At 70.7% G+C, this 23,499-nt stretch carries 21 protein-coding genes and 1 riboswitch; of the genes, 13 read left to right on the plus strand and 8 right to left on the minus strand.

The genetic code is table 11. The annotated features are described in order from the left end of the window. Nucleotides 1-125 precede the first annotated feature (125 nt). Nucleotides 126-767, minus strand: coding sequence for a GntR family transcriptional regulator (locus MFF54_RS09125; RefSeq protein ID WP_238302294.1), 642 nt, complete (start codon nt 765-767; stop codon nt 126-128). Nucleotides 768-1,255: 488 nt separating this feature from the next. Here MFF54_RS09125 and MFF54_RS09130 point away from each other — a divergent pair, with 488 nt between their 5' ends. From MFF54_RS09130 to MFF54_RS09155, 6 genes are all read left to right on the plus strand, one after another. Next, on the plus strand, nt 1,256-2,269 hold the full coding sequence (locus tag MFF54_RS09130; RefSeq protein WP_238302295.1) for a Bug family tripartite tricarboxylate transporter substrate binding protein: 1,014 nt from the start codon (nt 1,256-1,258) through the stop codon (nt 2,267-2,269). 103 nt (nt 2,270-2,372) lie between these two features. Then, nucleotides 2,373-2,855 (plus strand): tripartite tricarboxylate transporter TctB family protein, encoded by a 483-nt coding sequence (locus tag MFF54_RS09135; protein WP_238302296.1) that lies wholly within the window; start codon nt 2,373-2,375, stop codon nt 2,853-2,855. Nucleotides 2,856-2,865: 10 nt separating this feature from the next. Then, the gene (locus MFF54_RS09140; RefSeq protein ID WP_238302297.1) at nt 2,866-4,404 is read left to right on the plus strand and encodes a tripartite tricarboxylate transporter permease; all 1,539 of its coding nucleotides are present in this window, start codon (nt 2,866-2,868) and stop codon (nt 4,402-4,404) included. A 76-nt stretch (nt 4,405-4,480) separates the two neighbouring features. Beyond that, nucleotides 4,481-5,194, plus strand: a complete 714-nt coding sequence (locus tag MFF54_RS09145) for a GntR family transcriptional regulator (RefSeq protein WP_238302298.1) — start codon at nt 4,481-4,483, stop codon at nt 5,192-5,194. 132 nt (nt 5,195-5,326) lie between these two features. Continuing rightward, the gene (locus MFF54_RS09150; protein ID WP_238302311.1) at nt 5,327-6,553 is read left to right on the plus strand and encodes a CaiB/BaiF CoA transferase family protein; all 1,227 of its coding nucleotides are present in this window, start codon (nt 5,327-5,329) and stop codon (nt 6,551-6,553) included. Further along, nucleotides 6,550-7,323, plus strand: a complete 774-nt coding sequence (locus tag MFF54_RS09155) for an enoyl-CoA hydratase/isomerase family protein (protein WP_238302299.1) — start codon at nt 6,550-6,552, stop codon at nt 7,321-7,323. The genes MFF54_RS09150 and MFF54_RS09155 overlap by 4 nt, the downstream gene beginning before the upstream one ends. 218 nt (nt 7,324-7,541) lie before the next feature. Here the strand turns inward: MFF54_RS09155 and MFF54_RS09160 are convergent, their stop codons facing one another. Next, the gene (locus MFF54_RS09160; protein ID WP_238302312.1) at nt 7,542-8,588 is read right to left on the minus strand and encodes a threonine aldolase family protein; all 1,047 of its coding nucleotides are present in this window, start codon (nt 8,586-8,588) and stop codon (nt 7,542-7,544) included. A 555-nt stretch (nt 8,589-9,143) separates the two neighbouring features. Here MFF54_RS09160 and MFF54_RS09165 point away from each other — a divergent pair. Continuing rightward, on the plus strand, nt 9,144-9,413 hold the full coding sequence (locus tag MFF54_RS09165) for a hypothetical protein (RefSeq protein WP_238302313.1): 270 nt from the start codon (nt 9,144-9,146) through the stop codon (nt 9,411-9,413). 275 nt (nt 9,414-9,688) lie between these two features. On the opposite strand, the gene MFF54_RS09170 is transcribed toward MFF54_RS09165, so the two are convergent. Both MFF54_RS09170 and MFF54_RS09175 read right to left on the minus strand, forming a co-directional pair. After that, complete coding sequence (locus MFF54_RS09170; protein ID WP_238302300.1) at nt 9,689-10,717, minus strand: 5-oxoprolinase subunit C family protein; 1,029 nt, start codon at nt 10,715-10,717, stop codon at nt 9,689-9,691. Continuing rightward, nucleotides 10,714-11,454, minus strand: a complete 741-nt coding sequence (locus MFF54_RS09175) for a 5-oxoprolinase subunit B family protein (RefSeq protein ID WP_238302301.1) — start codon at nt 11,452-11,454, stop codon at nt 10,714-10,716. Before MFF54_RS09175 ends, MFF54_RS09170 begins: the two co-directional genes overlap by 4 nt. Before the next feature lie 257 nt (nt 11,455-11,711). Next, nucleotides 11,712-11,919, plus strand: a riboswitch (cobalamin riboswitch). A 222-nt stretch (nt 11,920-12,141) separates the two neighbouring features. Here MFF54_RS09175 and MFF54_RS09180 point away from each other — a divergent pair. Genes MFF54_RS09180 through MFF54_RS09200 form a run of 5 tightly spaced genes read left to right on the plus strand, consistent with a single transcriptional unit; the run spans nt 12,142 to nt 19,039 of the window. Further along, entirely contained in the window at nt 12,142-14,253 is a 2,112-nt protein-coding gene (locus MFF54_RS09180) for a TonB-dependent siderophore receptor (protein ID WP_238302314.1), read from the plus strand. Then, nucleotides 14,253-14,981: an ABC transporter ATP-binding protein gene (locus MFF54_RS09185; protein ID WP_238302302.1), complete on the plus strand. Its 729-nt coding sequence runs from the start codon at nt 14,253-14,255 to the stop codon at nt 14,979-14,981. Before MFF54_RS09180 ends, MFF54_RS09185 begins: the two co-directional genes overlap by 1 nt. Next, nucleotides 14,978-16,372 (plus strand): DUF3526 domain-containing protein, encoded by a 1,395-nt coding sequence (locus tag MFF54_RS09190; RefSeq protein WP_238302303.1) that lies wholly within the window; start codon nt 14,978-14,980, stop codon nt 16,370-16,372. The genes MFF54_RS09185 and MFF54_RS09190 overlap by 4 nt, the downstream gene beginning before the upstream one ends. Nucleotides 16,373-16,383: 11 nt before the next feature. Further along, on the plus strand, nt 16,384-17,856 hold the full coding sequence (locus tag MFF54_RS09195) for a DUF3526 domain-containing protein (protein ID WP_238302304.1): 1,473 nt from the start codon (nt 16,384-16,386) through the stop codon (nt 17,854-17,856). A 22-nt stretch (nt 17,857-17,878) separates the two neighbouring features. After that, entirely contained in the window at nt 17,879-19,039 is a 1,161-nt protein-coding gene (locus MFF54_RS09200; RefSeq protein ID WP_238302305.1) for an acetyltransferase domain-containing protein, read from the plus strand. Nucleotides 19,040-19,109: 70 nt separating this feature from the next. Here MFF54_RS09200 and MFF54_RS09205 read toward each other — a convergent pair whose 3' ends face one another. From MFF54_RS09205 to dctP, 3 genes are read right to left on the minus strand one after another with little or no spacing between them, the layout of a single operon-like run. Continuing rightward, nucleotides 19,110-20,462 (minus strand): TRAP transporter large permease, encoded by a 1,353-nt coding sequence (locus MFF54_RS09205; protein ID WP_238302306.1) that lies wholly within the window; start codon nt 20,460-20,462, stop codon nt 19,110-19,112. Then, a complete protein-coding gene (locus MFF54_RS09210; RefSeq protein WP_238302307.1) occupies nt 20,459-21,163 on the minus strand; it encodes a TRAP transporter small permease in 705 nt (234 codons plus the stop codon). Before MFF54_RS09210 ends, MFF54_RS09205 begins: the two co-directional genes overlap by 4 nt. Next, nucleotides 21,160-22,182 (minus strand): TRAP transporter substrate-binding protein DctP, encoded by a 1,023-nt coding sequence (dctP, locus tag MFF54_RS09215; RefSeq protein ID WP_238302308.1) that lies wholly within the window; start codon nt 22,180-22,182, stop codon nt 21,160-21,162. The genes MFF54_RS09210 and dctP overlap by 4 nt, the downstream gene beginning before the upstream one ends. Nucleotides 22,183-22,359: 177 nt before the next feature. Between dctP and MFF54_RS09220 the strand changes: the two genes are divergently transcribed. After that, nucleotides 22,360-23,016 carry a GntR family transcriptional regulator gene (locus MFF54_RS09220; RefSeq protein WP_238302309.1) on the plus strand — a complete coding sequence of 219 codons (657 nt, stop codon included), beginning with the start codon at nt 22,360-22,362 and terminating at the stop codon, nt 23,014-23,016. Here MFF54_RS09220 and MFF54_RS09225 read toward each other — a convergent pair. Continuing rightward, nucleotides 23,017-23,499, minus strand: a 483-nt coding sequence (locus tag MFF54_RS09225; protein WP_238302310.1) for a glycosyltransferase, incomplete at its 5' end; no start/stop codon positions are given. It abuts the gene before it with no gap.

Genomic DNA, 23,499 nt, shown 5'->3' on the forward strand with positions numbered 1-23,499 from the left:
TTGTTAGAGGCTCTAAGGCGCTTCGCACCCGGCCGGAGCCGCTCCTGATGAGACCGGGGCGCAGGAACGGCGGAGTCCATCCGCGCCCCGGCAGCGATCCGCGGCGGATGATGAACGGCGCAGATCTACCCGGCACCGTCCCGAGCTTTCAGGAGCCGCAGGGCGGTTTCGGCGGCGCGCTGGACGTGCTCGCGACAGGCTGAGAAAGCCTCATCGGCGTCGCGCCGCTCGATTGCCTCGATCACGCGCCGCAATTCGCGGATCGTCCATTTCAGGCGACCGGGATCGGACAGTGACATCGCCCGCAGCTGCATGTTCCGGTTGAGAAGCTGATCCAGCATCCGGGCGACGTAGGGGTTGCGTGCGCCCGCGAGCATGACGTCGTAGAAACGGCGCTTGATGGCGAGAAGATCTTCGCGCCGGGCGGTCTCGCCCGTCCGTGCGAGTTCCTCCCAGATCGCGCGAAGCTCTTGACGCTCCGTCTCGGTCGCGTTGCGCGCGAAGCATTCGCCCGCCAAGGCCTCCAGCACGCCCCGCACCTCGTAGATCTGTTCCGCCTCGGTAACCGAAAGGTTCGTGACGAACGGTCCGCGGTTCGGCACGACCGTGACAAGCCCCTCCGCCTCGAGCAGGCGCACCGCCTCACGCACGACACTGCGGCTCGCCCCGAACAGGTCGCAGAGGACACGATCCGGCAGGTGTTCCCCCGGCGCGAAGCGTCCATTCACGATCGCGGCTCTCAGCCCGTCCTCGACCTGCTTGCGCATGGGCTGAGGAACGATGCGAAGGGTTTCAGCCATGATTTACGTCCATCCCGGTCTCCCAAGGGTTTAGGGCGGCAACCCAGCAGCCTGTGACCGCCGCCGAAATATCAGACACTATGTCGGAAGCGCTGAGCAGGGACAGGGTGGCGGAAACCGGGCAGTTCCAAGAAGGTCCCGGTGGCGCGGTCTCGCGCGCTCGACGCGTCGGATGAGATGCGATCCGAGGCCGACGTCCGGAGGGCGGCGGTCAGTCTTCCGGGTCAGGCAGCTCTCAGCGATGCGCGTCGCGGTTGGCCAGCAGCGATCTGACGAGCCCGTTCGACCTCCGAAAGGCCACCGGCGACGCACCACGATCACGAGCCGTATGACAGCCCGCGCGTAGCCCACGCGCTTGTCAGCCCTTCGAAAATGCATCTATAATTATTGATGCGAGAAGCGGCCGACACGCTCGGGATGCCAACCGCCGATAAAAAAAGACGGATGGAGGAAACATGAACCTCAAGCTCGGCACGGCCGCTGCTTTGGCGGCGGCGGCAATCTTCACGGTTCAAGCGCCGGCGGCAGCCGACTGGAAGCCGGATCGCCCGGTCGAGTTCGTCGCGGCCGCGGGTCCGGGCGGGGGAACGGACCTCTTCGCCCGTGTCGTGCAGTCGGCCCTGTCCAAGGACAAGCTCCTCGACGTTCCCGTCATCGTCACCAACAAGACCGGCGGCAGCGGTGCCGAGACCTTCATCCACGCCAAGACCTCGGGCGGCGATGCCTACAAGCTCTTCTTCGGCACGCAGGACGCCTACGCCCTGCCGCTGGCCAACAAGCTGTCCTACAGCCTGAAGGATCTGGAGCCGGTCGCGGCGATGACCTTCGACCCGTTCATCCTCTGGGTGAACCCGAAGGCCTCCGGCATCCAGGACGTGAAGGGCTTCATCGAGAAGGCGAAAGCGGCGCCCGGGAGCATCAAGGTCGGCGGCGCCAAGGCGAAGGAAGCCGACGAGACCTTGATGACGCTCATCGAGAAGGCGGCCGGCATCGACCTCTCCTACATCCCCTACAAGAGCGGCAGCGAGGCCGCGGTGCAGGTCGCGGGCGGCCACATTCAGGCCAACGTCAACAATCCGAGCGAGAGCGTGGAGCAGTGGCGGGCCGGCGTGCAGAAGCCGCTCTGCGTCTTCGAGGAGAACCGCCTCGCCGACACCACGGTCATCGCCGAGGGCATGTCCTGGAACGCGATCCCGACCTGCGTCGAGGCCGGCCTCGACATCAAGTCCTTCGCCCAGCCGCGGACCATCTGGGCGGCCAAGGGCATCCCGCCGGAGGCGCTGGCCTACTACACGGATCTCTTCAAGAAGGTCGCGCAGACCGAGGAGTTCAAGGGCTACATGGCGCGCGGCGCGCAGATCCCGCGCACCCTCACCGGCGATGCGCTGAAGGCCTTCATCGAGCAGCACCGGGCCACCTATGCCGGCTACTACAAGACCAATGGCTGGTTGAAGGGCGCCGTGGACTAGGGCGCGGGCGCGGCGCCGTCAGCGGTGCCGCGCATTCGAGACCGAAGCAATCGGAGCGAACCGCCCGCGCGGCATGCCGGGACGGAACGGCAGGATCATGCCCATGGAAATCTCACGCAGGACCAGCGAGATCGCGACGTCGGCAGCCACAGCGCTCATCGGCCTGATCGTCTGCTACGGCGCCCTGGAAAACGGCATCGCCTGGGAGGAAGCGGGCCCGAGCTCCGGCTTCTTCCCCTTCTGTGTCGGCTGCCTGATCCTGCTCGGCAGCGCCGCCACCGGCGCGCAGGCAACGCTCCGACCGACCGAGGGGCAGCCGCCCTTCCTGGACGGCGAGCGCGCCCGCGCCGCGATCCTGTTCTTCCTGCCGATCGTGGCCTTCGCCGCGCTCGCGGTGTTTCTCGGGCTCTACATCGCGATGGCGATCTACATCGTCTACGCGATGTACGGGCCTGGAAAGCTGAAGCTCGCGACGTCGATCGCGGCGGGACTCGGCGTCGCCGTCGTCAACTTCGTCATCTTCGAGAAGCTGTTCATGGTGCCCCTTCTGAAAGGGCCCGTGCTGAACGCCGTCGGCATCTATTGAGGCGCGGACCATGAGCAACATCAGCCTGCTCCTCGACGGCTTCAGCGTCGCGCTCAGCACCCATCACGTGCTCATCATGGTCGGCGGGGTGCTGCTGGGCCTCGTCGTCGGCGTCCTGCCCGGTCTCGGCGCGCCGAACGGCGTCTCGCTCCTGCTGCCGCTGACCTTCTCCATGGATCCGGTCTCGGCGATCATCCTGCTCACCAGCATGTACTGGGGCGCGCTGTTCGGCGGCTCGACCACCTCGATCCTGTTCAACATCCCGGGCGAGCCCTCCTCCGTGGCGACGACGTTCGACGGCTATCCGATGGCGCGGCAGGGCGAGGCGGTGCGCGCGCTGACGCTCGCCTTCTCCTCGGCCGGGATCGGCGCGCTGACCGGGGTCATCGTCATCACGCTGCTGTCGGGCTGGGTCGCGAATTTCGCCCTGCGCTTCGGCGCGGCCGAGTACTTCGCCGTGTACTTCATGGCCTTCGCGAGCTTCATCGGCATGTCGAGCGGCTCGCCGTTCAAGACGCTGGTCTCGATGATGCTGGGCTTCGCCTGCGCGACCATCGGTGCCGACACGATCTCCGGTGAGAGCCGCCTCACCTTCGATTTCGAGCAGTTGATCGGCGGCGTCAGCTTCCTCGTCGCGGTCATCGGCCTGTTCGGCCTCGGCGAGTTGATCATGACGATGGAGGAAGACCTCACGTTCCACGGCGTCAAGGCCAGGCTGAGCCTGCGCGAGATCGGCCGCGCCGTGCTCGAGCTGCCGCGCTACTGGGCCACGGTCCTGCGCAGCGCGCTCATCGGCTGCTGGATGGGCATCACCCCCGGCGGCCCGACCGCGGCCTCCTTCATGAGCTACGCGATCGGCGCCCGCTTCGCGAAGGACAAGGCGCGCTTCGGCAAGGGCGCGCCGGAGGGCATCGTGGCGCCTGAGACCGCCGACCACTCGGCCGGCTCCTGCGCGCTCCTGCCGATGCTGGCGCTCGGCATTCCGGGCTCGGCCACCGCCGCGGTGATGATGGGCGGCCTGATGATCTGGGGCCTCGCGCCCGGGCCCATGCTGTTCACCACGCGCCCGGACTTCGTGTGGGGCCTCATCGCCAGCATGTATCTCGGCAACATCATCGCGGTGATCCTGGTGCTCGCGACGGTGCCGCTCTTCGCCTACATCCTGCGCGCCCCGTTCCGCATCGTCGGCCCGATGATCACGGTGGTGTGCATCATCGGCGCCTATACGGTGGCCAGCCACACCTTCGACATCTGGCTCGCACTGATCTTCGGCGTCGCCGGCTACGTGTTCAAGAAGCTCGACTACCCGCTCGCGCCCTTCGTGCTGGCCATGGTGCTGGGCGACAAGGCGGAGGACGCGTTCCGCCAGGCGATGCTCACTTCGGGCGGCTCGGCCTCGATCTTCTGGTCGAACGGCCTCGTCGGCACCATGATGGCGCTGGGCGTTCTGCTGCTCGGCCTGCCGCTGATCTCGAGAATGCTGCGCGAAACGGGTATCGGTCTGCGCAGGAAGGCGCTGCCGCAGCAACGGGAGATCGGCTCGACATGATCGCGATTGAGAACGCGTGGTCCAATCCCGTGCTGCCCCGGCCCGCCGGGCAGGCAAGACGGTAGAGTTCGTCGCGATGTCCTCCAGCACGCTGATCCGCCAGAGCCTGCACGAGTCGCTCGTCGCGCCGCTGCGCGAGATGATCCTCTCGGGCGAGCTTCGCGCCGGAGAGAAAGTCCCCGAGGAGCAGCTCTGCGAGCGCTTCGGGGTATCGCGCACGCCAATCCGCGAGGCGCTGAAGGTGCTGGCGGCCGAGGGCGTGCTGCAGATCATGCCGCACCGCGGCGCCATCGTCGCCCGCATCACCGAGGATCAGGTCAACGAGCTGTTCCCCATCATGGCCTCGCTGGAGCGGCTCGCGGGCCGGCTCGCCTGCGCGGCCGCCACCGATGCGGACATCGCCCGCGTGCGCGCCCTGCACGACGAGATGATGCGCCTCTACGCTGTCGGCGACGAGCCGAACTATCTCGCCGCCAACCGCCGTATCCACGACGCGTTCTTCGTCATCGCCGGCAACGCGACGCTGCACGCCTACTACCAGCAGGTGCTGACGCGCATCCATTCCTGCCGCTTCGTGATGCGCAAGACGCCCGAGCACTGGCGCGCCGCGGTGCTGGAGCACGAGCAGATGATCGCGGCGCTCGAGGCGCGCGACGGCGAGACGCTGGGCTCGCTGCTGGAGCGGCACGTGACGGGAACCACCGTCGGCATCGCCCGCGACTACATCCGGCAGAAGGCGGAGGAGAGCGGCGCGGACAAGACCCTCGGCGCGCGCCGGGTCTCGGCCTGAACCCGACCCGCTCGGACGCCCGTCAGGAGCGGGCGCCCGAGCAGATTTAATTATTGATTAGCGCACCCACCGCGCGTCGGATCTGGAGGACACATGACCGATCGTCTCGACCACCCTGAGACCAGTCCGGAGATGCAAGCCCCGGCCGGCTCCGGCCCGTCCGCGGCGGGGCTGCCGCTGGCGGGGGTGCGGGTGCTGGATTTCAGTCAGGTCATGGCCGGTCCGTTCTCGACCATGCTGCTCGCCGATCTCGGCGCCGACGTGATCAAGATCGAGCCGCCGACCGGCGACCAGACGCGCTCGGCGATGGGGTTCAAGATGAAGGGGCCCGACTCGATGGGCTTCCTCAACATGAACCGCAACAAGCGCTCGATCACGCTGGACCTGAAGAGCGAGGCGGGCCGCGAGACCTTCTACCGGCTGGTGGAAACGGCCGACATCCTGGTCGAGAACTACCGCCCCGGCGTGGTGAAGAAGCTCGGCGTCGATTACGAGACGCTGAAGGCGATCAACCCGCGGCTGATCTACGCCTCGATCTCCGGCTTCGGCCAGACCGGCCCCTGGGCGGACCGGCCCGGCTTCGACCTGATGGCGCAGGCGATGTCCGGCGTGATGAGCGTCACCGGCCATCCGGGCATGCCGCCGGTGAAGGCGGGCGTGCCGGTCGCCGATATCGGCTGCGCGCTGTTCTGCACCTACGCGCTGCTGAGCGCCTATATCGGTCGGCAGACGAGCGGCGTCGGCCAGTACATCGACGCCTCGCTGTTCGAGGCGGCGCTCGCCTTCTCGATCTGGGACACGTCCGAGTACTGGGGCACCGGCGTCGTCCCCGGCCCGGTCGGCACCTCCAACAAGATGAGCGCGCCCTACCAGGCGGTGGCGTCGAAGGACGGCTACTTCGTCATGGGCGCGACCAATCAGAAGCTCTGGGTGCAGCTCTGCGGGCAGATCGGCCGGGAGGATCTGCTGGCGGACGAGCGCTTCGCCACCAATCCGCTGCGCCTGCGCAACCGCGAGGCGCTGATCGCGGAGCTTGAGACGACCTTCGCCACCAAGACCTCGGACGAATGGGTGGACGAGCTCCTCGCAGTCGGCATCCCGGCCGGCAAGATGAGCACCTATCCGGAGGCGTTCGAGAGCGAGCACGGAAGGCACCGCAACATGCGCCTCGAGATCCCCCATCCGCTGGAGGGCACGGTCCCCAATATCGGCTTCCCCGTGAAGCTGATGGGCACCCCGCAGCAGATCCGTCGGCATCCCCCGTTGCTCGGCGAGCACACAGAGAACGTGCTGGCCGAGATCGGCATGGATGGCGACGCGATCGCCGGGCTGAAGGCGCGGGGGGCGTTCGGCGCATGAGCGGCCAGGTTCACTACACCATCGAGAACGGCGTCGGCGCGGTCGTGTTCGACCGTCCCGAGGCGCGCAACGCCATGACCTGGGCCATGTACGACGCGCTCGGGCAGATCTGCGAGCGCATCGTGCGCGAGGGCAACGCCCGGGTCGTCACCTTCCGCGGCGCGGGCGGCGAGGCCTTCGTGGCCGGCACGGACATCGAGCAGTTCCGCGGTTTCGAGACCGGGCAGGACGGGCTGGACTACGAGGCGGTGATCGACCAGCGCATCGGCCAGATCGAGCGCCTGCCGGTGCCGACCGTCGCCATCGTGGACGGGTGGGCGATCGGCGGCGGTCTCGCGATCACGGCGGCCTGCGATTTCCGCGTCGCCACGCCCTCGGCCAAGTTCGGCATTCCGATCGCGCGCACGCTCGGCAACTGCCTGTCGATCGCCAACGTCGCCCGGGTCGTCGCCGCCGTCGGCGTCGCGCGCGCCAAGCGCATGCTGATGCTCGCCGAGGTGCTGAGCGCGGAGGAGGCGAAGGCGGCGGGCTTCGTCGCCGAGATCGCCGAGCCGGACGTGCTGGACGAGCGCGTCGGCGCGATGGTCTCGAAGCTCCTCGCCAACGCGCCCGTCACGATGCGCGTCGTCAAGGAGGGCATCCGGCGCGTGGTCGGCGAGGGCCTGCCGGACGGCGATGATCTCGTGGCGGAATGCTACGGCAGCCGCGATTTCAGGATCGGTGTCGAGGCCTTCCTCGCCAAGCAGAAGCCCGCTTGGACAGGCACCTGATCGAGTTTCGACGGTTGAAGACGGCCTCCTTGGAGGCTGTCATGGATGGATTGCGATCCGAACGGCTTGTTCGTGCCTGATGCGTAGGAAGGCGATGACGTGCGTCGCGCCCAACGTCGCGCGCGACGCTTGTCGTCTTTGACGAGCCCGCGGACGTGGGTGGCCGAGGCGGCAGACGCCACAGCCCCTTTGTCCCGGCAGTCTTGCGCCCGCGCCCCTCACCGGCGCCCTCCGGCGATGCGTTCGGCCTCGGCCCGGATCACCGCGGCCGCGCGGTCGATGCCGGCGCGGTCCACATCCAGATGGGTGGTCGCGCGGATCTGCTCGGACCCGATCGCCCGCACGCGCACGCCTTCCGCGAGGCAGCCATCGGCGAAGGTGGCGGCCGGGATACCAAGGCCGGCCACCGAGAAGCTCAGGATGTTCGACTGGCCCGCCTCCGGCTCGAAGGTGAGACCCGGCACCCCGGCGAGGGCTTGCGCCAGGCGGCTTGCATTGGCGTTGTCCTCGGCGAGCTGATCGATGTGGTGGTCGAGGGCGTAGAGCCCAGCCGCGGCCAGCACGCCGCTCTGTCGCATGGCGCCGCCGAGCCGGTACTTCCAGCGCCACGCCTCAGTGACGAAGTCTCGGGCCCCGCACAGCACCGCGCCGACCGGACAGCCGAGCCCCTTGCTCAGGTCGATCCAGGCGCTGTCGAACCCCTCCGCGTAGGCGTGCGCCGGAATGCCGGTGGCCGCGACCGCGTTGAGGAGCCGAGCCCCGTCGATATGGGCCTTGAGGCCGCTCGCGTGGGCGATGTCGCGGATCCTGCGCATTGCCGCGAGGTCCCAGATCGAGCCGCCGGAGAAGCTCGTGGTCTGCTCCACCGAGATCAGGGCCGATCGGGGCGCCGTGCGCTGACGCGCGCGGATCGCGCCCTCCGCCTGCTCGGGCGTGTACAGGCCGTTGCGCGTCGGCAGCGCGCGCACGGAAACGCCGCCGATCGCCGCGGCGCCCGCGGCTTCCGTGTTGTAGATGTGGGACTGGTCGTCAACGATGATCTCGTCGCCTGCCCGCGTCTGGACCAAGATCGCTGCGAGGTTGCACATCGTGCCCGAGGGCATGAAGACGCCCTCCTCCATCCCTAGGAGGTCGGCCACCCGCGCGCAGAGCGCGTTCGTGGTCGGATCCGAGCCCGACTGCTCGTCGCCCACCTCGGCGCGTGCCATCGCCTCGCGCATGCCGAGCGTCGGACGGGTCTGGGTATCGCTGAACAGATCGACAATCACAGTCATTCCCCGGCGCGTGCGGCAATGGAGCCGGGCAGACCGCACCCGGCCGAGGTCTTATAGAACACTCTTCAAGCCGCGCCTGCCCCGGCGCCGGCCCAGCCACCAACAGGGGCAGGATTCTGGGCGCAAAGCGCTCGGCTGAGAACCCTGCCGGCGGAGGAAGCCGCGAAGCCGGAGTGGCGACATCATTCGGGCGCCGGCAGCGGCCCCTGAACGCGGGGTGCGAAAGAAAAGGCCGGAGAACGGCCAAGGCTCTCGCCGGCCGACTCCATTCCTCGCTCAAAGGTTGGCGAACCTCTGTCTGGGGGCTGCAGAGCCCCTCGACCGGCCACCTCGGACCGCTGCCCAGACCTTCTGCAGGGTTTGATGGCCGAGAGAACTCAGCTGGACCGGACGGCGGCTTTCGCAAAAGCCCGAATGATTTCGTTCCGTCATGGGACGTGCGTCCTGGCACGTCGCGTCGGCAGAGGGCTTCCCATCTCAGGATCACGCAAGACGATGCGGACCGGATCGGCCGGCCGCCAGCGTGATCTGGAGATGAAGACCCTCATGAAGACCCGTGTCGCCGCTGCTCTCGCCGCCCTCATGCTCGGCGTTGCTGCCCCGGCCTCGTCTGCGATGGCCTTCCCCTACGACGCGCCGCGCGGCCACGATACCGGCTACGGATCCTACGAACCGCAGACCACGGGCTCGATCGGCCTCTACGGCAGCCGCAATCCGGCCACCTGTCCGATGAGCTCGGCCGCCGAGGGCAACGCGAACCAGCAGAACTTCCCGGTCAAGCAGTACGGCCAGACCGCGGGCGGGAACCGTTGCTAAGGGAGTCGCAGCATGCACATGACGATGAAGGCGTTCTCCTACGGCATGATCGGCGCGTTCGTGGCCGGTCTCGGCCTGACGCTCTGGGGCTCGGTCGGCGTTCTCGCCGGCCTCTGAACATTCACGCACTCGACAACGAGACCGAGAAGGACCGCCTTCGGGCGGTTCTTTGCTTTTCTCGCATCGCGCACCACAAGCCTAAACGCCCCAGGATGATGCCCATCATCCGCGCTTCGCTGAACCGGACCTTCCCTCTCGCTCGTCCTGCCGCTCGGTCAGCCTACCACGCCGTCGATGAGGTTGCGGCCAAGCAGGAACTCGGAGGTAAAATCCGTGCGCACCACCGGCTCCAGGGCGATGTCGGGCTCCAGCGCGGCGGCCTCGACGCGGCGGGCCTCCAACGCCTCAGCCAGGGTCACCGCGCGGAAGCGCAGGCGCGTGCCGGCCTGCCCTTGAGCGAGGCGACCGAGGTCCGGTCCGATCACCGTGGCGATCTTCGGATAGCCGCCGGTCGGTTGCCGGTCGGCCATCAGGACGATCGGCAGGCCCTGGCCCGGCACCTGGATCGCACCGGCGGCTACGCCGTCGGAGACGATGTCGTGGCCGCACGCGTGGACGAGCGGCGCGCCGTCGAGGAAACAGGCCATGCGGTCGCCGCGCGCCGTCACCGTCCAATCGCGGTCGAGGAAGGCGGCGATCTCGGAGGGCGCGAAGAAGTCGTCCTGCGGCCCGAGTACGACGCGGATAGTGCCCGGCGGCCGGTCCATCCAGGGCGCGCCCAGCGACGCCGGCTCACCGAGCCTGGCACGAGGCTCCACCACGGCGAGTCCGTCGCCGGCCGCCAGAGCCCGCCCGTCGAGGCCGCCGAGGCGCGAGCGGGTGTGGGTGGCGGTGGAGCCCAGCACGGCTGGCACGTCGATGCGCCCTCCCACCGCGAGATAGCACCACGCGCCGGTCTGCCCCGCACGGATCGAGAGCACCATGCCGGGCCGCAACGTCAGTGCGCAGGCAGGCGGCAGGGGCCGGCCGTCGCAATCGATCCGGAAGGCGCCGCCGGCCAGGGCGACGTCGAGGGACGCCCCCTCGACGGCGACGGCGAGGCCGCCGAGGCCGACCTCGACCGCGGTCGCCCCGAGCGGGTTGCCTAGGACGCGGTTCGCGGTGGCGTGCGCCAAAGGGTCCATCGGCCCTGCCGGGGTGATGCCGTAGCGCATGGCGCCGTACCGGCCCCGGTCCTGAAGCGTGGCCCCGCCCCCGGCACCCGTGATGCGCAGGATCGGCCGGCCGGCCGCGCTCGCGCTCATGCGGCTCTCCCGGCGACGACCTCGCCCGAGGCGGCGCGGCGCTCCAGGCCTGCGAAAGTATCCGCGCTCACCGGCTCGAAGCGCAGCGTATCGCCGCTCTCGATCAGGAAGGCAGGGTCGCGCTCCGGCGCGAACAGGCGCTCGGGGGTGCGGCCGAGGACGTACCAGCCGGTGGGCATCGGCATTGTGCCGATGGCCGCGAGGCCACCGCCGATCATCACCGCGCCGGGCGGGTGCGGCGCACGCGGGCTGGAACGGCGCGGCAGGGCAAGCGCCTCGGGCAGACCGCCGAGATACGCGAAGCCCGGCGCGAAGCCGTACATGTAGACCCGGTACAGCGCGCCCGCGTGGAACGCTGCCGCATCCGCCACGGCGAGGCCGGCGAGGGACGCCGCCTCGGCGATGTCCTCGGCGAGGGCCGGATCGTAGCAGCAGGGGATGGTCCAGAGCCGTCCAGCCCCCCGCGCCGCGCCGCGCTCGGCCAGCCTCCCCTCCACGGCCGCCACCAGGGCGGCGCGGGAGAGGACCAGCGGGTCGTAGTGGATCATCAGCGACCGGTAGGTCGGCACCGTCTCGGCGAGGCCCAAGGGCGGATCGGCGCCGAGCGCGGCGTCGAGGGCGAGCACTCTGTCGTTGATCGCCGGATCGACCGCGGCGCCGAATTCCACGACCAGGGCCGCCTCGCCCGCGTCGAGGAAACGGGGCCGGTCGGCCGGTTCGGGATCGGGTGCTTTCATGGAGCGCCTCCGGGGCATGTCCGGACCGGGCCGGCTCAGCCACCATCCTGCCTCGTCACACGCCGGTCGTCATCGCCAATGGCAAGTGACCGCTGGCGAGCAGCTTCGGCAGCCCCGCTGCCCTTCATGAGCAGCGGTGTGTCCTGCGCAACACAGAACATCGACCGAGAGATCGGTCCCTGTCGGTTGGCCAGGATAAATCATGTTATAATGTTGCATAAGAGGAGCGGCCATGTTGACTGCGGCCTCCGTCAAGGCGAAGCTCCGGCTGCCAAGGTTCCCGTGCGTCTCGGCGTGCGGGCTAAGAGGGAATTCGGTCGGCTCCCTGGAGCGATGCCGAAGCTGCCCCCGCAACTGTAAGCGGCGAGCCCCTGCCGCCCATGGTCACTGGTGCCGAGCACCGGGAAGGCCAGGCCGGGGTGACGACCCGTGAGCCAGGAGACCTGCCTTGCGCGGTTTCACGTCCCCCGGGCGGGGTGTCCCGGCGGAGCGCATGTGCGGGCCCGTGCCTCGACGGCGCGTCCGCTCAGGCGTCCGCTCGGTCGCCGTCCGGCAACCTTGAGCATGCCGGTGACACGCCGTCCGAGCCCGAACGCCGCCCCCGTCGAGGATGGTCCAGCACCCGCCGCGCGGCGTCGGCACGCCCGACGTCTCGCGCTCGCGGCCGCGCTCTCGGCCGGTGTGCCGATGCCCGAGGCCCGCGCGCAGGACAGCGTGACCCTCGGCGAACTGTCGGTCGAGAGCGTCGGGCCCGAGGGTGTCGGCAACGGCGCGGCGCCCGGCACCACGACGGCCCGCGGCACGATCGGTCTGATCGGGCCGACGCCGGGCTACCGGGCCGACCGCGCGGTGAGCGCTACGCGGACCGACACGCCCCAGCGCGACGTGCCGCAGGTCGTCACCGTGGCGCCCCGCGAGGTGATCACGGACCTGGCCGCCACCCGCGTCGACCGGGTGCTCAGCTACACGCCGGGCGTGGCGCAGCAGAACAATTTCGGCGGCCTCTCGGTGTTCAGCTACGCGATCCGCGGCGTGACGACCTCGGAGCTCTACAAGAACGGCTTTCCGATCAACCGCGGCACCCCGCCGCCGCCCGACACCCAGAACGTCGAGCGCATCGAGGTGCTGAAAGGTCCGGGCGGCGGCCTGTTCGGGCGCAGCGACCCGGGCGGCCTCGTCAACATCATCACCAAGCAGCCGACCGCGGAGCGCTTCGTCGAGATGGGCGGGCTCTGGGGCTCGTTCGAGCAGTTCCGCGGCACGGTGGATGCGGGTGGCGCGCTCAACGCGGACGGCACGCTCCTCTACCGCTTCAACCTCGCGGGCGGGCGCCAGGGAAGCTTTCGCGATTTCGTGGACGGCGACCGGCTCCTCGTCGCGCCGGTGATCAGCTGGCAGGTCACGCCCGACACCCGTGTGACGGTGGAGACCGAGTTCCTGCGCAACCGCATCGTGTTCGACCGCGGCGTCATCGCGATCAATCGCCAGCTCGGTCTCCTCCCGATCTCGCGCTTCCTGGGCGAGCCCGGCCAGAGCACGTACCAGTCGAACGACACGATGCAGATCCGGGTCGATCACCGCTTCGATGCCGACTGGCAGATGCGGCTCGCCACCCACTTCAACACCGGCTCGCTGGAGGGCGAGTCCGCCGAGATCCGCTCGATCGCCGCGGACAACCGCACGGTCGCGCGCGACCGCAACGTGCGCGACTACCGCTGGGACGTGGCGATCGGTCAGGCCGAGGTCGTCGGGCGCTTCGACACGGCCGGCATCGGCCACACCGTGCTCTTCGGCTTCGAGCGCGAGAGCACCGACAGCCGCGTCCTGTATCTCCGCTCGAACTTCCGCACGAGCCCCTACGGCATCGACATCTCCGATCCGCGCTACGGCCAGCCGCTGCCGCCGCTCACCATCCCGCGCAACAACCTGGAGCGGGTGACCAACACCGCCCTCTACGCGCAGGACCAGCTGACCCTGAGCCCCGAGTGGAAGGCGCTCCTGGGCGTGCGCTTCGACTTCTTCGAGCAGGCCTTCCTGGAGCGCATCCCGCGCAGCCTCACCGAGCAGTCGCGGGCGGCGGCCTCGCCGCGGGCGGGCCTCGTCTACCAGCCGATTCCCGAACTCGCGCTCTACACCAATGTCGGCACGAGCTTCCGGCCGAATATCGGCCCGGACGCAGCGGCGGTGGCGCGCTCAGGCCCCTTCGCGCCCGAGACCGGGCTCGGCTACGAGATCGGCGCCAAGCTCGACCTGTTCGGCGGCGCGCTGGGGCTCACCGCGGCGGCCTTCCGGGTCGAGCGCCGGAACGTGCTGACGGCGGATCCCGCCAACAGCGGCTTCTCGCTGGCGGCCGGCGCCGTGCGCAGCCAGGGCTTCGAGCTGACGGCAGCCGGCCAGATCACCCCGGAGATCAAGATCCTGGCCGGCTACGTCTTCGCCGACGCGGTGGTGACCGAGGACAACGTGCTGCCGGTGGGCGCGCCGCTCATCAACGTGCCGCGCCACTCCGGCAGCCTGCTCGCCGTCCACGAGGTTCAGGCCGGTCCCTGGAAGGGGTTCGGCATCGGCGGCGGCGTGCGCGGCGTCGGCGAGCGGGCGGGCGACGCGGCCAACGGCTTCAAGCTGCCGGCCTACATCGCGGTCGACGCGCTGACCTACTGGCGCTACGAGAATTTCCGCTTCGCGCTGAATGTCGAGAACGTGTTCGACACCGAATATTACGAGAGCTCGCTCAACGCCTTCCGGGTCTATCCGGGCGCGCCGCGCCGCTTCACCGGCACGATGACGGTGCGGTTCTGATGGCGGACGACGGGCCCGTGCTGGCGCTGGACGGCGTCGTCAAGCGCTTCGGCCAGCGCACCGCGCTCGCCGGCCTCGACCTCACCTTACGCCCCGGCGAGGTCTTCGCCCTGCTCGGGCCGAACGGGGCCGGCAAGACCACCACGATCAACCTGATCCTCGGCTTCCTGCGGGCGGATGCGGGCACCGTGCGGGTGCGGGGCGTCGATGCCGGTGCCGACCCGGTCGGGGCGCGTGCGCATGTCGCCTACATCCCCGAGCAGGTCGCGCTCTACCCCACTCTCTCGGGGCTCGAGAACCTGCGCTACTTCGCGACGCTCGCGGGGCTCGACCTCGGCAAGGCGGAGGCGCGCGCGCTGCTGGCCGAGGCGGGCCTCGGCGGCGACGCCCACGACCGGGCGGCCGGCGCCTACTCGAAGGGCATGCGCCAGAAGGTCGGCATCGCGATCGCGCTCGCCCGCCGGGCCGGGCTCCTTCTCCTCGACGAGCCCACCTCCGGGCTCGACCCCGGCGCCTCGGCCGAGTTCTCCCGCACGGTGCGGGCGGCGGCGGAGCGCGGCAGCGCGGTGCTGATGGCGACCCACGATCTCTACCGGGTGCGCGAGATGGCCGACCGGGTCGGCGTGCTCGGCGCCGGCCGCATCGTCGAGGAGATCGACCCGCGGTGCCTGGACCACGTCGCGCTGGAGCGGCTCTACATCGAGCGGCTCTCGGAGAGCGCGGCGTGAGGCGGGTCGGGGCCGAGCTCGCCCTGATCCTCCGCGACGCGCGCCTGCGCTGGATCGGCGCGGTGCTCGTCCTGCTGCTCGCTCTGGCCGGCCTCGCCGCGTGGCGGGAGGCAGCGACCTACGGGGCCGAGGTCCAGCGCGTCACCGCGGCCGAGCGCGCGCGCTGGCTCGGGCAGGACGCCAAGAACCCGCACTCGGCCGACCATTACGGTCTCTGGGTGTTCCGCCCCTCCGCGCCGCTCGCGGTGCTCGATCCCGGCACCGAGCCCTTTACGGGCCGGATGGTGCGGGTGGAGGCGCACCTGTTCAACGATGCGGTCTACCGCGCCGTGCAGGATGCCGGGCCGCTGGCGCGCGCCGGCCTCGGCAGCGTCGCCGACATCGTGCAGCTCGTGGTGCCGCTCGCCGCGATCCTGCTCGGCTTCTCCGCCTTCGCGGCCGACCGGGAGCGTGGGACGCTCCGCCTCGCACTCGGCAACGGCGTGCCGCCGGGCCGGCTCTTCGCCGGGCGGCTCGCGGCGCTCGTCCTGGCGCTGGCGCTCGTGGTCGGGCTGCCGCTCCTCGCGCTCGGGGCGCTTGCCGCCGATAGTTTGGGAGCCGAAGGCTGGCAGGTCTGGCCGCGCCTCCTCGCCTGGGTCGCCGCCCAGCTCGCCTATGCGGGTGCCTTCCTGCTCGTCGCCATGCTGGCCTCGCTGGTCGCCCGCACGGCGCGCGGCGCACTCGCGGCCTCGCTCGCCGCCTGGGTCCTGCTCTGCGTCGCTGCCCCACGGCTCGCGGGCGCGGGCGTCGAGCTGCTGCAGCCCGCTCTGTCCTACCGCGAGGTGCGCGCCCGCATCGATGCGGGCTTCCGTGCCCACCGCACGGCGGAGGCCAACGACGGCCGGGTCCGCGAGGTGCTGGCCCGCTACGGCGCGAGCGATCCGGACGAGCTGCCGGTCGACCTGCGCGGCCTGATGATGTCCGAGAACGAGAGCCACAACTTCGCGGTCTACGACCGGGAGCTCGGCGCCTTCTTCGCGAGCCTGGGCGCGCAGGAGCGCGCCGCGGCCTGGGCTGGGGTCATCTCCCCGCGGGTCGCCCTCCAGGCCCTGTCGCAGACGCTGGCCGGCACCGATTTCTCCGCGCACGCCCATTTCGTCTGGGCGGCGGAGCGCTACCGCCGCACGATCTCGGAGCGGATGAACGCCGAGATCCGCGACCATCCGCAGGGCGGCGGCCGAGTGCTCGTCTCCGGGCCGGAGCTCTGGCAGGAGATCCCGCCCTTCCGGCACGCGCCGCTGCCCCTCGCCCGCGCGCTGGCGGATGCGGGCGTGCCGGCCCTGATCCTCGCCCTGTGGCTCGGGGCGCTCGCGGCACTCAGCGTGCCGCTGGTCCGGAGGCTGAAGCCCTGAGCGCCGCCCGCTTGTCCCGCCTGCTCGCCGCCGAGCTGCGCCTCGTCCTGCGCGAGCGCCTGACCTGGGCGATCCTGGCCGCGCTCCTCGCGGCCCTGTGCCTCGCGGCCCGAACGGGCGCCGAGCGCACCGAGGCGGCGCGCGCCGCGGTCGCGCAGGCGACCGAGGACGGGGCGCGCACCGTGCGCGAGGCCCGGGATGCGCACGCGCGCTACGCCCGGCCGAGCCCGATCACCGTGAACTACTGGCAGGACCCGACCGACGCCTTCGGCTACATGACCTACTTCATGGCCGCTCACGCGGTGAAGCCGCCGACCCCGCTCGGCCTGCTGGCCGCCGGCCAGTCCGACGTGCAGCCCGCCGTGATGCGGATCAGCTTCGGCTTCAGCACGGTGTTCGACGACACCGCCTACGAGCTCGGCAGCGCCGCCCGGCTCCGGCTCGGCGCCTTCGATCTCGCCTTCGTGCTGGTCTACCTCGTGCCCCTCGCCGTGATCGCGCTCGCGGGCACGCGGCTCTCAGCCGAGCAGGATGCCGGGATCCTGCGCCTGATCGCGGCCCAGCCGATCGACCCGCGACGGGTCGCCGCCGCGAAGTTCGGGGCCGTGGGGCTGGTCGCGCTGGCGGGCGTGCTCGGTGGGACGGCGCTGGCGCTCCTCATGGCGGGCGGGACCGGCCCGCTCGCGGGCTGGGGCGGCGTGCTGGCCCTGCTCGGCGCAAGCCTTGCCGCCTACACCCTGTTCTGGGTCGCGGCCTGCGCGCTCGCCGCCAGCCTGTGGCGCGGAGCGGTCGCGGCGCTCGCCGTCCTCGTCCTCGCCTGGGCCGGGCTCACGGTCGCGTTGCCGACCGCGCTCGGCCTCGCGGTGGACGCGCTCGCGCCGCGCCCCTCCCGGATCGCGGCGATCGAAGCGAGCCGGCAGGCCCAGGCGCGGTTCTACACCGGCGAGACGGGCACGCGGATCGCCGCGGCGTGGCTCGCCGCCCGCGTGCCCGACGCCGCGGAGCGGCCGGGCCTTGCCGACAAGCCGGAGATCAAGCGGCTCGCCCGCGACGCCTTCTACGACGCTGCGCTCCGCGAGACCCGGGCAGCGCTCGGCGAGCACGCCCGCGAACTGGCGGCCTGGAGCGGGCGCCTCGCCCTGCTCGCACCCGCGAGCGCCCTCGCGCTGGCGCTCGAGACCGGTGCGGGCACGGACGCGGCCCGGCACGCCGCCTTCCTCGCGGCGGCCACTGGGTATCGCGGGAACCTGCGCGCCTTCTTCGAGCCGCGGATCCTGGCCCAGGCGCTCGATCCGGCCCCGGTCTGCGCCGGCTGCCCGGGCCGGCTCGACTTCGACGCCTACGACGCCGTGCCGGCCTTCGCGCCCGCCCCGGCTCTGGCGGCGGCCCGGCTTCAGGCGTGGCTCAGCCTCGCGGCGCTCCTCGCCGGCACGCTCGCGCTGGCCGCGCTCGCCCATCGCCGGCTGCGCGCTTGGCCGGCCTGACCTCTACGACACGGTGATCCCCATGCTGTCCGACACGGCCGCGAGGCCCGCGGTGCGCGCCCGCATCGCCTCGATCGACGCGCTCCGCGGGCTCGTCATGCTGCTGATGCTCGTCGATCACGTGCGCGAGTTCTTCTACCTGCACGCGCAGGTCGGCGACCCGATGGATCTCGCCACCACGCCGCCGGACCTGTTCCTGACGCGGGCGGCCTCGCATATCTGCGCGCCGGTCTTCATCCTGCTCACCGGCCTGTCGGCGAGCCTCTACGGGCAGAAGCACGGCGACCGCGGCGCGACCAGCCTCTTCCTGCTGAAGCGCGGGCTGCTGCTGATCCTGCTCGAAGTGACGCTGGTTAACCTCGCCTGGACCCGCCTCCTCTTCCCGCCGATCCTCTATCTCCAGGTGATCTGGGCGATCGGCATCAGCATGGTCGCGCTGGCGGGCCTGCTCTGGCTGCCGCGGGCGGTGCTCGCCGGCCTCGCCCTGCTCGTCATGTTCGGCCACAACCTGCTCGATCCGGTCCGGCTCGCCCCGGAGGAGACCGGCTACGCGCTGTGGTCGATCCTGCACCAGCGCGGGATGCTGCCGCTGCCCTGGGGCCTGGCACGCACCTCCTACCCGGTCCTGCCCTGGATCGGGGTGATCGCGGCGGGCTACGCGCTCGGACCGCTGTTCGCGGGCGCGACCGCGCCGGAGGTCCGGCAGCGCCGGCTGCTCGCCCTGAGCGGGGCGCTGCTCGGCGCCTTCCTGATCCTGCGCGGGCTCAACGGCTACGGCGAGCCCGTGCCCTGGGAGGCGGGTGCGACACCGCTGGCGACCGCCCTCGCGTTCATCAACCTGACCAAGTACCCGGCCTCGGCCGATTTCCTGCTGCTGACGCTCGGCCTCGGCCTCGCCCTGCTCGCCCTGTTCGAGCGGCTGCCGGCGGCGAGCCTCGACGCCTTGCGCACCTTCGGCGGTGCGCCGCTGTTCTTCTACCTCGCCCATCTCTGGGTGCTGCGGCTGATCCACGACGGGGCCGTGGGCCTCGGTCTGGCGGCCTCGTCCGGCCGGATCGCGCTCGCCGCGCCGTGGCAGATCTGGCTTGTCGCCGCGCTCCTGAGCCTGCCGCTCTGGGCGGCCTGCCGCTGGATGGTCCGGCTGAAGCGCCGCGCCGCGTGGCCGGGGCTGAGCTACCTCTGAGCGCCCGGACGGGCGAAGGATTCCGCACGTGGCGCCCCTCTCCCCGCGCGCGGGGAGAGGGGATGCCCACCTACCGCGTCGTGGGCAGGAGCAGGTCGGGCAGCCACAGGGCGATGCCGGGCACGAGGCAGAGCACGAGGATGGCCACCGCCATCAGGATCACGAAGGGCAGCGTGCCCCAGATGATGTCGGATAGCGGGATGTCGGGCGCGATGTTCTTGATCACGAAGATGTTCAGCCCCACCGGCGGGTGGATCAGCCCCATCTCCATCGTGATCGTCATCACCACGCCGAACCAGACGAGGTCGAAGCCCGCCGCCTTCAGGGGCGGCAGGATGATCGGCGCCGTCATCAGGATGATCGAGACGGGGGGCAGGAAGAAGCCCAGCGCGATCACCAGGGCCAGGATCGTCACCAGCAGGAGCCACGGCGAGAGCTGCATCGCCACGATCGCGGCGGCCGCGGCCTGGGAGATGTGCAGGTAGCTCATCACGTAGGCGTAGAGCAGCGACATGCCGATGATCAGCATCAGCATGGTCGATTCGCGCAAGGTCGCCGTCAGGATCGGCCCGACATCCTTCGTGCGCCAGACCCCATAGATGACGGCGATCAGCCCCAGCGCCAGCAGGCCGCCGAGCCCCGCCGTCTCGGAGGGCGTGGCGTAGCCGCCGTAGAGCGCCACCATCACGCCCGTGAGCAGCACCACGAAGGGCAGCACCCGCGGCAGGGTGGAGAAGCGCTCGCCCATGCTGTAGCGCTCCTCCGCCAGGATCGGCGAGGCCGGCCCGCCGGCCGCGTAGGCCGCTTTGGCCACCGCGTACTCGTGCCGGAAGCGGTAGACCGACCAGGCGGCGAACAGCCCGACGAGCAGCAGGCCCGGCCCGATGCCGGCCAGAAACAGCCGGCCCAGCGACTGCTCGGCGGCCACCGCGTAGAGGATCATGGTGATCGAGGGCGGAAGCAGGATGCCGAGCGTGCCGCCCGCCGCGATGATGCCGGCGGCAAAGCCCGGCGAGTAGCCGCGCTTCCGCATCTCCGGGATGCCGGCCGAGCCGATGGCCGAGCAGGTGGCGGGCGAGGAGCCGGCCATGGCGGCAAACAGCGCGCAGGCGAAGACGTTGGCAATGCCCAAGCCCCCCGGGATGCGGTGCATCCAGGCGTGCATGGCCGAGTAGAGGTCCTGGCCGGCCTTCGAGCGCCCGATGGCCGCGCCCTTGAGGATGAAGAGCGGGATCGAGAGGAGCGTGATGGAGGCCATCTCCTCGTAGACGTTCTGGGCGACCGTATCGAGGGAGGCGCCGGGCATGAAGACCAGCATGAAGACCAGCGCGACCGCGCCCAGCGCGAAGGCGATGGGGATGCCCGAGAGCATCGCGGTGAGGGTGGCGCCCGCGTAGAGGGCGCCGATGGCGGCCACGCTCATCGCTTGCCCCCCGTGCCGAGGGTGGTGGCAACCGTGGTGCCCATCGGGTCGGGTCCCTGAGGTGTGAGGTCGGGGCGGTCGTGCAGGTCGCGGTTGATGTCGGCGGCGACACCGATCTTGGGCTCGGCCCAGCCGGCGCTGCGCGGCCCGCGGGCGAGCGCGGCGACGATCTGCAGAGCGAGTTGCAGGCACAGCAGGCTCATGCCCAGCGCCATCATGGTGTAGGGGATCCAGAGCGGCGGTCCCCAGGTCGATTGCGAGACCTGCCCGTCGACCCAGGCCTCGTGGTCGAGCGCCCAGCTCTTCCATGCGAAGAACAGACAGAAGGCGAGGCTGACGGCGTCGACCAGGATGAGGCGGACGCGGTTGACGCCCGCCGGCAGCAGGCCGGTGAGCGCCTCGATGGCGACGTGCCCGCGCTTGGCCTGGACGGCGGCGGCCGAGCCGAAGGTGGCGCCGATGATGAGGAACACGGCCATCTCGTCCTGCCACTCGGTGGGCTCGTGCAGGACGTAGCGGATGAGCACGGAGTAGCTGAGGACAAGGCAGGCGGCGACGAGTGCTAGGCCGCCGAGGCCGAGGATGAGGCGGTTGAGCAGGCCGATGGCGTGCTCGACCGCGCCGAGGAGGCCGGGCGGACGCGGGGCGGGCCCCGCATGCACCTCGGCGGCGGCGGAGGCCGCGTCGAAGCCGTGGCTCACGCGACCTGCTCCGCGAGCTTCAGAAGTTCCGCGCAGGTCGCGCTCTTGTTGGCGTAGTCCTTCCACGCCGTGTCGCGCGCTATGGTGCGCCAGCGGCCCATCGTCGGCTCGTCGAGGTTCTGCACCTTGGCGCCGGCCTTGGCGAACAGCTCCTCGACCCGGGTGTCGTCGGCCTTGGCGCCCTCCTGGCCGAAGCCCTCGAGCTCGGCGCCGACCGCCATGATCAGGTCCTGCTGGTCCTTCGGTAGGCGCTCGAACACGATCTTCGACATCATGATCGGCTCCAGCATGAACCAGTAGGAGCGCTCGCGGCCCGAGGTCAGCGCTTTCGACAGCTCCTCCAGGCGGAAGGAGATCAGGCTGGTGGACGAGGTGATGACCGCGTCGCAGGCGCCGGTCTGCATCGCGGCGTAGGACTCGTTCGAGGGGATCGAGAGGGTCGCGGCGCCCGCCTGCTTCATCATCAGGTCCATCTCGCGCGAGCCCCCGCGGACCTTCAGGCCCTTGGCGTCCTCGGGCGCGTAGAGCGGGCGCTCGCGGCTCGCGACGCCGCCGGCCTGCCAGACCCAGGAGACGAGGACGATGCCCTTGGCCTCCAGAATCTCGGTGAGCTTGCGGCCGACCGGGGCCGCCTTCCAGGCGAGCGCCTGCTGGTAGGAGGTCACCAGCGCGGGCATCAGGCCGATATTCGTCTCCGGCACCTCGCCGCCCGCGTAGGGCGAAGGATAGAGCGACATGTCGAGCGCGCCCTTGCGCATGGCGCCGAACTGGGCGTTCGTCTTCATCAGCGAGGAGCCGGGATAGACCTGCACCTCCAGCGCCCCCTTCGAGCGCTCGGTCACCGCCTTCGCGAACTTCCGGCACATGCGATCCCGGAAGTCGCCCTCGTCGATCGTGCCGCCGGGAAACTGGTGCGAGATCTTCAGCGTGGTCGCGGCCTGGGCGGCGCCCAGCCCGAATCTGAGGATCGCCGGCGCGGCGAGTCCGGCGGCGAGAAGGGTACGGCGTGTCGGCGTCATGATCTCTCCCGCACCGCACAAGAGCGGCTCTGTTATTTATTGCAGCGCATCACATATACTTGATGCGTCTTCGAGTATGGAGAAAAGACTGCCTTGTATATTTTGTCAACGCGTCCCTAGAATGCCGCGACGACGAGCGCGTCGCCCCATCAGGGTCGGCGGACGAGGGCAGCTGGGATGAGCCAGGCACAGCGTCTCCGGCGGGTGATCGAAGAGGACATCGTGGCGGGGCGGCTCGCTGCGGGCTCCCGGCTCGACGAGGTGCAGCTCGCCGAGCGTTTCGGGGTCTCGCGCACGCCGATCCGGGAAGCGCTGCTCCAGCTCGCGGTGACGGGGCTGGTGGAGACCAAGCCGCGCCGGGGCGCCGTGGTGAGCGCGCCCGCGCCCGATCTCCTGCTCGCGATGTTCGAGACGATGGCCGAGCTCGAGGCGGCCTGCGGGCGCTTCGCGGCCCGGCGCCTCGTACAGGCGGACGAGGCGGCCCTGCGGGCGGCGCTGGCGGCCTGCGCGACGGCCGCGGCCTCGGGCGACACGGAAACCTATTACGAGGAGAACCACACCTTCCACACGGTGATCTACAGGGCCAGCCGCAACGCCTTCCTGTACGAGCAGGCCTACAATCTGCACCGGCGGCTCGCACCCTACCGGCGGCTGCAGTTGCGGGCGCGGCACCGGCTCGGCCAGTCGCTCGCCGAGCACGAGGCCGTGGTCGCGGCGATCCTCGTCGGCGACGAGGCAGCCGCCGCCGAGCGCCTGCGCGGGCACGTTCTGGTGCAGGGCGACCGCTTCACCGACCTGATGATGAGCCTGCGGGCGATCGGCGACGCGGCCTGATCAGGCGGCGCGCCGCACCTGCGCGTAGGTGTCGAGGTAGCGCGCGGCGACCCCGGCCCAGGCATAGCGCGCGAGATCCTCGGAGGGCGGCCGCCCCCGCGCTGCCAGCTTCGCATGGGCCGCCCGCACGGCCCGCGCCGCCGCGGCAGGCTCGGCGAAGTCGCAGAGCGCGATACCGGGATGCCGGGCCGCGAGATCCGTGAAGGAGGCGTTCGGGTGGACCACCGGCACCAGCCCGGCGCTCATCGCCTCGATCAGCGCGATGCCGAAGCCCTCGTACTCGGAGGCCGAGACGAACAGGCTGGCCTCGCCGATCAGGGCCCGGACTCCGGCGGCGTCGAGCCCCGCGTGGACGCTGACCGCCCCGCCGAGGCCGGCCGCATCGATCTGCGACGCGAGATCCGCGACGGAGAGGTCCGAGGGCACGCCGACGATCCGGAGCTGCCAGCCGGCCTCCTCCGCGCGGAGCGCGCCCATCAGCGC

Origin of the sequence: Methylobacterium gregans (assembly GCF_022179245.1) — a bacterium.
GTDB classification, from domain to species: domain Bacteria; phylum Pseudomonadota; class Alphaproteobacteria; order Rhizobiales; family Beijerinckiaceae; genus Methylobacterium; species Methylobacterium gregans.

Coding starts and splice junctions, on each gene's coding strand:
- MFF54_RS09220 (WP_238302309.1), top strand. CDS start 22,360: ATGAGCCAGGCACAGCGTCTCCGGCGGGTGATCGAAGAGGACATCGTG.
- MFF54_RS09135 (WP_238302296.1), top strand. CDS start 2,373: ATGGAAATCTCACGCAGGACCAGCGAGATCGCGACGTCGGCAGCCACA.
- MFF54_RS09145 (WP_238302298.1), top strand. CDS start 4,481: ATGTCCTCCAGCACGCTGATCCGCCAGAGCCTGCACGAGTCGCTCGTC.
- MFF54_RS09200 (WP_238302305.1), top strand. CDS start 17,879: ATGCTGTCCGACACGGCCGCGAGGCCCGCGGTGCGCGCCCGCATCGCC.
- MFF54_RS09180 (WP_238302314.1), top strand. CDS start 12,142: ATGCCCGAGGCCCGCGCGCAGGACAGCGTGACCCTCGGCGAACTGTCG.
- MFF54_RS09140 (WP_238302297.1), top strand. CDS start 2,866: ATGAGCAACATCAGCCTGCTCCTCGACGGCTTCAGCGTCGCGCTCAGC.
- MFF54_RS09155 (WP_238302299.1), top strand. CDS start 6,550: ATGAGCGGCCAGGTTCACTACACCATCGAGAACGGCGTCGGCGCGGTC.
- MFF54_RS09165 (WP_238302313.1), top strand. CDS start 9,144: ATGAAGACCCGTGTCGCCGCTGCTCTCGCCGCCCTCATGCTCGGCGTT.
- MFF54_RS09125 (WP_238302294.1), bottom strand. CDS start 767: ATGCGCAAGCAGGTCGAGGACGGGCTGAGAGCCGCGATCGTGAATGGA.
- MFF54_RS09205 (WP_238302306.1), bottom strand. CDS start 20,462: ATGAGCGTGGCCGCCATCGGCGCCCTCTACGCGGGCGCCACCCTCACC.
- dctP (WP_238302308.1), bottom strand. CDS start 22,182: ATGACGCCGACACGCCGTACCCTTCTCGCCGCCGGACTCGCCGCGCCG.
- MFF54_RS09130 (WP_238302295.1), top strand. CDS start 1,256: ATGAACCTCAAGCTCGGCACGGCCGCTGCTTTGGCGGCGGCGGCAATC.
- MFF54_RS09170 (WP_238302300.1), bottom strand. CDS start 10,717: ATGAGCGCGAGCGCGGCCGGCCGGCCGATCCTGCGCATCACGGGTGCC.
- MFF54_RS09175 (WP_238302301.1), bottom strand. CDS start 11,454: ATGAAAGCACCCGATCCCGAACCGGCCGACCGGCCCCGTTTCCTCGAC.
- MFF54_RS09185 (WP_238302302.1), top strand. CDS start 14,253: ATGGCGGACGACGGGCCCGTGCTGGCGCTGGACGGCGTCGTCAAGCGC.
- MFF54_RS09150 (WP_238302311.1), top strand. CDS start 5,327: ATGCAAGCCCCGGCCGGCTCCGGCCCGTCCGCGGCGGGGCTGCCGCTG.